The organism is Lamprocystis purpurea DSM 4197 (assembly GCF_000379525.1).
GTDB lineage: Bacteria > Pseudomonadota > Gammaproteobacteria > Chromatiales > Chromatiaceae > Thiodictyon > Thiodictyon purpureum.
The window spans coordinates 1-8118 of the sequence record NZ_KB902380.1 but is presented as its reverse complement, the minus strand read 5'-3'; the positions used below and the strand labels follow the sequence as shown (position 1 = coordinate 8118).

General features: G+C 61.5%; 6 protein-coding genes. 5 read left to right on the top strand and 1 reads right to left on the bottom strand.

Annotation, left to right across the window (positions count from 1 at the left end; genetic code table 11):
* The first annotated feature begins 1532 nt into the window (after positions 1-1532).
* From A39O_RS40275 to A39O_RS0104235, 4 genes are all read left to right on the top strand, one after another.
* A complete protein-coding gene (locus A39O_RS40275; protein WP_157639612.1) occupies positions 1533-1859 on the top strand; it encodes a hypothetical protein in 327 nt (108 codons plus the stop codon).
* A 67-nt stretch (positions 1860-1926) separates the two neighbouring features.
* Complete coding sequence (locus tag A39O_RS37750) at positions 1927-2652, top strand: HNH endonuclease (RefSeq protein WP_157639611.1); 726 nt, start codon at positions 1927-1929, stop codon at positions 2650-2652.
* Between the two features lie 512 nt (positions 2653-3164).
* Complete coding sequence (locus A39O_RS0104240) at positions 3165-3740, top strand: Uma2 family endonuclease (protein ID WP_020503463.1); 576 nt, start codon at positions 3165-3167, stop codon at positions 3738-3740.
* 100 nt (positions 3741-3840) lie between these two features.
* Entirely contained in the window at positions 3841-5673 is a 1833-nt protein-coding gene (locus tag A39O_RS0104235; protein ID WP_020503462.1) for an SLC13 family permease, read from the top strand.
* Here the strand turns inward: A39O_RS0104235 and A39O_RS31935 are convergent.
* Entirely contained in the window at positions 5624-6367 is a 744-nt protein-coding gene (locus A39O_RS31935; RefSeq protein WP_020503461.1) for a phytochelatin synthase family protein, read from the bottom strand. The two genes, A39O_RS0104235 and A39O_RS31935, sit on opposite strands and share 50 nt — an antisense overlap.
* 157 nt (positions 6368-6524) lie before the next feature.
* On the opposite strand from A39O_RS31935, the gene A39O_RS0104225 reads away from it, so the two are divergent.
* The gene (locus A39O_RS0104225; RefSeq protein WP_020503460.1) at positions 6525-7883 is read left to right on the top strand and encodes an MFS transporter; all 1359 of its coding nucleotides are present in this window, start codon (positions 6525-6527) and stop codon (positions 7881-7883) included.
* Positions 7884-8118 lie beyond the last annotated feature (235 nt).

The window sequence follows — 8118 nt, the reverse complement described above, 5'->3', positions numbered from 1 at the left end:
TGTCGGTCAGCGTGGTTGAGTCCTGACGTGTAGTGTACGCTTGGACCACCCGAAGAGCGAGCTAGACTCAGCAGTCCGGAACCCATATTGAGCCTTGGCTCATTGTGGCGGGCACCCTAATCCAAGTTGTGGCTATATGGCTGTAGTTGTTTTCCCAACAATTGGCGCAGCGCCGACCCAATATCGCGCGTGTGCCTCATCGCAAGAACGCAAGCTCGTGCCGAATTACGGTGACGCCGAATTACGGTGACAGTTTACTAAATGCATTTTTTACTTAATTCCAAAACCAAGAAACGCATTAAGAATGCCTAACTTTGGGCCAAAGGGCGAGCGCGCGCCACGGGCGTTGTGCTGGTTTGCAGGCTCATCGGTGGCGCGCGCCGCCTTGGCCTGAACGTTATCGCGCCGAGCGAAGCTTGGCGTCTCTTGCGGGGTGCGAGTCCCCGTCGGGTAAGGGCTAGCGACCCGCCCGTATCGAGTGTTGATCCCATTGCGGAGTGGGGTAACCCGCGAACAATAGTATGGGGTAAGCGTACACAGAGAATCTTGTAGGCCGTAGGGGAAATCGCGTTCCCTGAAGTGCTGGTACAGCTTCGAAATGCCCAATGCGGATGCCGACAGTTTTAACGTACTGGAAGGCAATATGAAGCGCTCGGTCCATCGCGAGAGCGTGGATGTCCGCCGGAGTCCTCAGGCCGTGGCATGCAAGAAGAGAGACGTTCGAGAACTCGGGAAGCCCCGTAGGCTCCTGGATGAAGTAAGATGACGAAGCCGTCAGTGTTGGGACACGGGAGGGTGATGAGCCCGGAAACGGCGTGGGCACGGGTGGAGTCATCGTGCAGGGAGCATCCAGGCAGGCTGGCGACAGCCGTATGCTCACGAGGTGTCTTATCGGGCATAGTAGTCGGAGGTTGGGAAAGCCAGCCACATGGCGAAGGACCCGACGGAAGTACGCCGCCCGCAAAGGAAACTCGTGCCGGACACGCAGGATCGGAGGGCCTTGGTCATCATTCCGGCCACTGGCGGTCGAGGCTTTAGCCGGTCCAGCGCGCAGGCACCACTGATTTTATTTGAGATCTCGGGAAACGCCACCGGCTAAAGCCTCGGCCTCCAGTGGCGGACAGGCCGTCGCTGGCCGTTACGATGATCAAGGCCGATCGGAGCACACGAGCCAACCTCACTGTAGGGCATAACAACTGGGCCTTGTAACGGGCAACTGTGAAGGTCCGCGCGAATGTGAGTACAACCGAGAAACCGGATGCGGGAAAACTGCACGTCCGGGATTGCGCCGGGGGCGCCGGGTAACCGGCGGTCCTACGGCGGAGGCTCGACAAGAGGCCATGCCGTGTTGAATATTTGCGAAATATTGCGTTATGGAATGTATTGACAAATTGCCGAGATTACTCTCAGACAAGCCAAAGTGGGAAAAGCGACAATGCGCAGCATGTCCTAATACCTACTGGGTACTCGCGGAGTGGGAGCGCCCGCCAAGATGTTGCGAATTTTGCCGTGTTCGCAAGATTCGTAAAAAAATGAAGAAACTGTTAGCCTATTTTAAGTTGGCGCGAAGTAAACGCATATCCAGGCGGACGGAAGAAGACACGCAAGAACTAAATAATATCTGCGAAATTGAACAGAAACTTAGCCTGCTACATCAAACGCATGGGGGTGACGAAGGCGCCATGTGGGAAGAGCTTATCCATATTCCATTGGTGAGGAAAATCTTGATTCGCATGGATAAAGAGACTCCCAGAGCAACAGTCGAAGGCAACGGTTATCGTGTCGATTTTGGCCTAGATAAAGGCTGTAAATTTGGTGGATTTGTTCAAGGTGGATCGCCGGGCTTAGGGAAAAGGTGATGTGTGTCGGAAATCGGTTCAGGATCACTTTTCGCAGGTCTTTGGGCATAATGTCGATGGAGCTATCATGAAGCGTGTCGTTATACATAGGCCAGCGAGAGAATTAAAAGGAAAGGAGTTGACCGCACATACGGTCGCATCATTTATGGTGCTGCAAGGGGCTTTAACTCCAAATCAAGTTCAGCCCGAAGCATTAATGAAAGCCGATGCACTGAAGTTTCTTATCAGAGATTCAGCGATCAGCCATTGGACGTCACGGAAGAATGGCTGGCTTGAAAAGAGCGGGGACAGCTATTTTCTAACAGAAACCGGCTTTAGAAAAACTCTTGACAGAGCAAATGGGAAAGCTGGCGCGCAGAGTTTTGATCAAATACAACTCGGCCAAGCCTTGGCCAGAATTAAAGGCGATTTGAAAGATTACGAGCTTGTAGAATACGCATATTTTCTCCTTGAGGTTGATGCAGTTGCGGTACCCGAGGGAGCATCTACTCCGCGTCAGTTAATGGTAACCACCACAATACGAGAAAGGCTTGCTGACGTTAAGGCATGGGTAATCGATAACGCAAGTGGAACTTGCGAGGGATGCAACTCACCAGCACCGTTTAGAACCGATCAAGGCATACCATACCTTGAAGTTCATCACGTTGTATCTCTGGCTGATGGTGGGTCTGACTCTGTTGAAAACACGGTCGCCCTCTGTCCGAATTGTCATCGAAGATTACATTTGTCGGCTGATAGGAATGATTTATTGGAAGCTCTCTATCAATCAGTCGCTCGTCTTGTAAGAGAGTGATCGTTGTCCAACATTCAACATTGAATTACGGTGACAGTTTGAATTACGGCGACAGTTTACTAAATACAGTAATTACGGGTTGCGTTCAACGCCCATCCGCATTCAGTGCATTTAGTAAACTGTCACCGTAACTGATTTACGTAACTGTCATCGTAACTGTCATCGTAACTGTCATCGTAACTGTCACCGTAACCAAGACCTGACCCCATGGCTCCCAACACAAGAAGCGCCTGAACCCGATCCGATACCCTGGTCGGTGTCTCTGGCTGCAGAGGAACGCGGCGCTTGCAAGGGATGGTTGCCAGGGGGCAGATCCTTGTGCTGCTGGAGTGGGCGCACGCCATGGCGACTAAAGATCCTCCGCGCGAGGCGATGTGGATGGGCATCGCGCAACTGTGTCGTCGGCCCGCCGAGGCGAGGGTAGAGGACCGGGGTCTGGGCTGAACGCTTACGCTGGGAGCGATTGGCGCCACTTGGTAGACTGGCTCCGGAACTTTGCGAGAGCCCAAGCCATGCACGCGCACCAGAACACCCGCCCCAGTCTCTACGAACAGTTGGAAGCCCTGCCGGAAGGACTGACCGGGGAAATCCTCAACGGTCAGCTCTACACCCAGCCGCGCCCGAGCGGCCCGCAGGTGTTTGCCGCGTCTGAGTTGGGCTATGAACTGCTCGGTCCGTTCGAGCGCGGACGCGGGGGCCCCGGCGGCTGGTGGATCGTTCAGGAACCCGAACTGCACTTCCTGCGCAACACCGAAGTCGATGTTCCAGACTTGGCCGGGTGGCGGAAGGAGCGGCTACCCAGATTTCCGCGCGATCATCGCTTCACCGTGGTGCCTGATTGGGTGTGCGAGATTCTATCCCCCTCGACCGAAAGCAAAGACCGCAAAATCAAGATGCCAATCGACGCGCAGTATGGGGTTCCCTACGCCTGGCTGCTCGATCCGGTCGCGCACCTCCTGGAAGCCTACGTCTTGGAAGACGGCGCTTGGCGGGAGATTGGCCGCTTCGCCGGCGCTGCGCCGGTTTCGGTGGCACCGTTCGAGGCGGTGACGATCAGGCTTGATGACTTGTGGGCACCGACCGAGTAGAGATCAAGGGGAAAAGGGCTTTGATCGTCATTCCGGCCACGGTGCCGATAGCGAGGTTGCTGGTCCGCGGAGCGGACCCTACGCGCGACCTGGAGGATTCATGCATCTCGATCTGATCCTGGTGTTGGCCCTGCTCGGCGGCGCCATCCTGATGTTCAGCCTGGGCCGGCCCCGGGCGGATGCGGTGGCTTTGATCATGCTGACGGGGTTGCCGTTCACCGGGGTGATCAGCGCCCGTGAGGCGGTCGCCGGGTTTGCCAATCCGAACATTATTCTGATCGCGGCCATGTTCGTGATCGGCGAGGCGCTGGCCCGCACCGGGGTCGCCCAGGCGCTCGGTGACTGGCTGGTGGCCCGCGGCGGACGCCGCCCGGCCCGGTTGGTCGCGACCCTCATGCTGATCGTCGGTGCCCTCGGTTCGGTGATGTATTCGACCGGGGTGGTGGCGATTTTCATCCCGGTCGCGCTGCGTGTCGCCCGTGCCGCCGGTCTTTCGCCGGCGCAGGTGCTGATGCCGGTGTCCTACGCGGCGTTGATGAGCGGCATGCTGACACTGGTGGCCGCTGCGCCCAATCTCATCGTGAATTACGAGCTCACCCGCACCGGCGCCGCCGGACTCGACTTCTTTACCCTGACTCCGATCGGACTGCCGATCCTGTTGCTCGGGATCGGCTATCTGCTCGTCGCGGGGCGCTGGCTGCGGCCGGCCGCGGCGGACGGCGTCGGCGCCGCGGTTCGTCCGGGGCTGACGGACTGGGTGCGGGACTATGGGCTTGCCGAACGCGAGCTGCGCGTGCGCTTGCGCCCGGATTCGCCGCTGATCGGCCGGCCGCTCCGCGACCTGGATTGGCAGGGGGCCGAAGGACTAACCGTCATTGCCGTCGAGCGCGTCGGACGGCTGCGCGCCGCCACCATCGCCCCCGATCCCGACACTGAGTTGGCGGCCGGCGACACGCTGCTGCTCGACAGTCCGACGCTGATCGCCGATGCCGACAGCCGCTGCGCGCGGCTTGGACTCGAACGCTTGCCGCTGTCCGGGGCCTACTTCACCGATCGCGCCCAAGTGCTCGGCATGGCCGAGATGCTGCTGCCGGCGGACTCGACGCTGATCGGCAAGACGCTGGCGTCGCTCGACTGGGCCGCGCGGCAAGGGTTGGCCGCGGTCGGGCTGCGGCGCGGGCGCACCGCGATTCCCGCCCCGCGGCGCGCCGGTGAGCCGCTGCGGGCCGGCGACACCCTGCTGCTGGTCGGCACCTGGGCGGCGATCGGACGGCTGCGCGCGGGCGGTCATGATCTCGTGACGCTCAATCTGCCGCGCGAGTTTGATGAGGTGCTGCCGGCCCAGGGCCGCGCGCCGCACGCCGTGCTGGTGCTCGCCATCACCGTGGGGCTGATGATCTCGGGATGGGTCCCCGCGATGCACGCGGCGCTGATCGGCTGTCTGCTGATGGGTCTACTTGGCTGCATCGACCTGGACAGCGCCTACCGGTCGATCAGCCTGCGCACCTTGGTGACGATCGCCGGCATGTTGCCGTTCGGGATCGCGTTGGAGCGCACCGGCGGCATCGATCTGGCGGCCGGGGCACTGGTGCAGGTGCTCGGCGACGCCGGCCCCCACCTGATCCTCGCCACCCTGTTCGCGATCACGGTCGTGCTTGGGCTCTTCATCGTGGCAGCGGCCAATGCGGTCCTGACGATCCCGGTAGCGCTGGCGCTGGCCGCCGAACTCGGGGCCTCGCCCTATCCCTTCGCCATCATCGTGGCGCTCGCCGCGTCCTCGGCCTTCATGACATCTATTGCGCCCCCGAACGCGATGGTCGCGACCGCCGGCGGCTATCGTTTCGCCGATTATGCGCGGCTGGGATTCCCGCTGGTATTGCTGGTCATGGTGTTTGCGGTGACGGTGGTGCCGTGGCTCTATCCGCTGTACTAAAGCCGCTGATCCGGATCAAGCCCCGCGTGCGTCCGGTCGCCGAGTCCGGTGTTTGCACGGCCGTATACAGCAGTTTGGATGGAATCAAGGAGGGTCCGTAGCCGGGCGTGACATCCAGCAGCAGTACCAGATCGCGTTCGGCATCGTAACCGCCGATCGGCGAGAAGTGTCCGATGGTGACCCCGAAAATGGGCGCCCGGTCGAAGTTGACGATCAGGCGGTTTGCGGAGTTGTCGGAATCCCGGAGCTGACTCAGGAACGCCTCATAGGAGAGGTCCCGCAACACCGTCACCTCGCCAATGCGGCGTTGCGCAAGGAGCGCGGCGAGCGCGTCCAGTGTCATTCCCTGCATGCGCATACTGAGCCACCCCCAGTGATCGCCATCGAACAGCGTTCGCTCATCGGCGATGGGCGCGCCGATCGAGGCCAGCACGTTCAGGGCGCTCGCAGGGCCGCAGGACGAAGGTGACGCTTGGGTCTTGAAATGACCGAGGTAGGCACGGGCGACCGGGCCGGAAAACGCCGCGCCTTGGGCGGCCTCGCCAACCAAGACGCCGGGTGCATACCGATCGGGTTGCGGCTGCGACAGGGACCGGGCGTGAAACGCCGTGCCGACGGCGCCCGCCAGCGCCAATGCCAGCACCAGGACGGCGATGAGCCACCGCGAGCGAAATGATCCGGCAACGAAACGCACGGTTGACTCCTGCTTCTATAGCCTTCAGACGTGATTGCCGGACGTAGGGGCGGGTTTAAAACCCGCCCCTACACGAAAGTCTGTCTGGATATCAGGTGCGAACGCTATATGCTATCTTCCGGTGACGAAACGCCAGCTTCGTCACCCGGAATCCGTCATGTCACCCCTGTCTTCAGCACCCCCTGCCTGGCCCGCGACCGACGACCTGCTGGCCCGCCGCACGCTGCGGCGTATCGCCTGGCGGCTGCTCCCGTTTCTCGGCCTGTTGTACATCGTCGCCTACCTCGACCGGATCAACATCAGCTTTGCGGCGCTGCAGATGAACCAGGACCTGGGTCTGAGCGCGGCCGCCTATGGTACCGGCGCCGGCCTGTTCTTTCTCGGCTATGTGCTCTTTGAGGTCCCCAGTAACCTGATTCTGCAACGGGTTGGCGCGCGCCTCTGGATCGCCCGGATCATGGTGACCTGGGGGCTGATCTCGATGGCTATGGCGCTGGTGCGCAGTGAAACGAGCTTCTATCTGCTGCGCTTTCTGCTCGGGGTGGCGGAGGCCGGGTTCTTTCCCGGCATCATTCTCTATCTGACCGGTTGGTTCCCGACGCGTGAACGGGCGCGCGCGGTCGCACTGTTCGCCACCGCCACCGCGCTGGCCGGACTGATCGGCAGCCCATTGTCCGGCGCCCTGCTGGAACTGGACGGCTGGTGGGGGTGGCGCGGCTGGCACTGGCTGTTCGTGGCGGAAGGCTTGCCGGCGGTGCTGTTGGGTCTCGTGGTGCTGGTCAAGCTCCCTGACCGTCCGGACCAGGCGCGCTGGCTGCCCCCGGACGAACGGGCTTGGTTGAACCGGACCCTGCACCAGGAGCGGCAAGCAGCCCGCGACCAGACCCGCCATACCCTGCGTGAGGCGCTGACCGATCACCGGGTTTGGGGGTTGGGTCTGGTCTATCTGTGCATGGTCATCGGCATGTACGGCATCGCCCTGTGGCTGCCGCAGATGCTGCGGGCGCTGACCGCCGCCGACGATTTCACCCTCGGCTTGCTCAACGCCCTGCCGTTCCTCGCGGCGGGGGTGGGGATGGTGGTGATCGGCTGGCACTCCGACCGGCGCGGAGAGCGGCGTTGGCATGTCGCCGGGTCGCTGGTCTTGGCGGCGGCCGGGGCCGGGCTGGCGGCGGCGACCCAGACCTTGCCGCTTGCGCTTTTGGCCTTTTCAATCGCCGCGATCGGCGTCTGGGGTGTCATGGGGCCGTTTTGGGCGCTCGCGACCGCGTTGCTCAGCGGCACGGCGGCTGCTGCCGGGATCGCGCTGATCAATTCGCTGGGCAACGTCGGCGGCTTTCTGGGGCCGTACCTGATGGGTTGGTTGAAACAGACCACGGCCTCCTTCAGCGCGGGGCTGACCGTCGTCGCCCTCATTCTGCTGGCGGGTTGCCTGTTGATCCTGATGCTGCGGCTGCCGCGGCAGATGGCCGCTGCGGCGGACGTCCCGGCGGGGTCATCCGATCCGGCAGCGTAATCATCGCGGCCTCGCATCGCGGCCGGAGGCCGCTCCCGCGGCGGACGTTCATCTTCCGGTGTATCCGGTCGACATCGCGCGGCCCTGCTCCGGTTATAGCCTTCGGATGTGATAACCGGACCTAGCAGCCTGTCGGACTTTAGGCGATTCTCGAATAAGACGCTATCAAGAATCAAGCTCCGTAGGAGCCCGCTTGCGGGCGACGTGACCTGCCGGAATCGCGTCATTGTGCCCC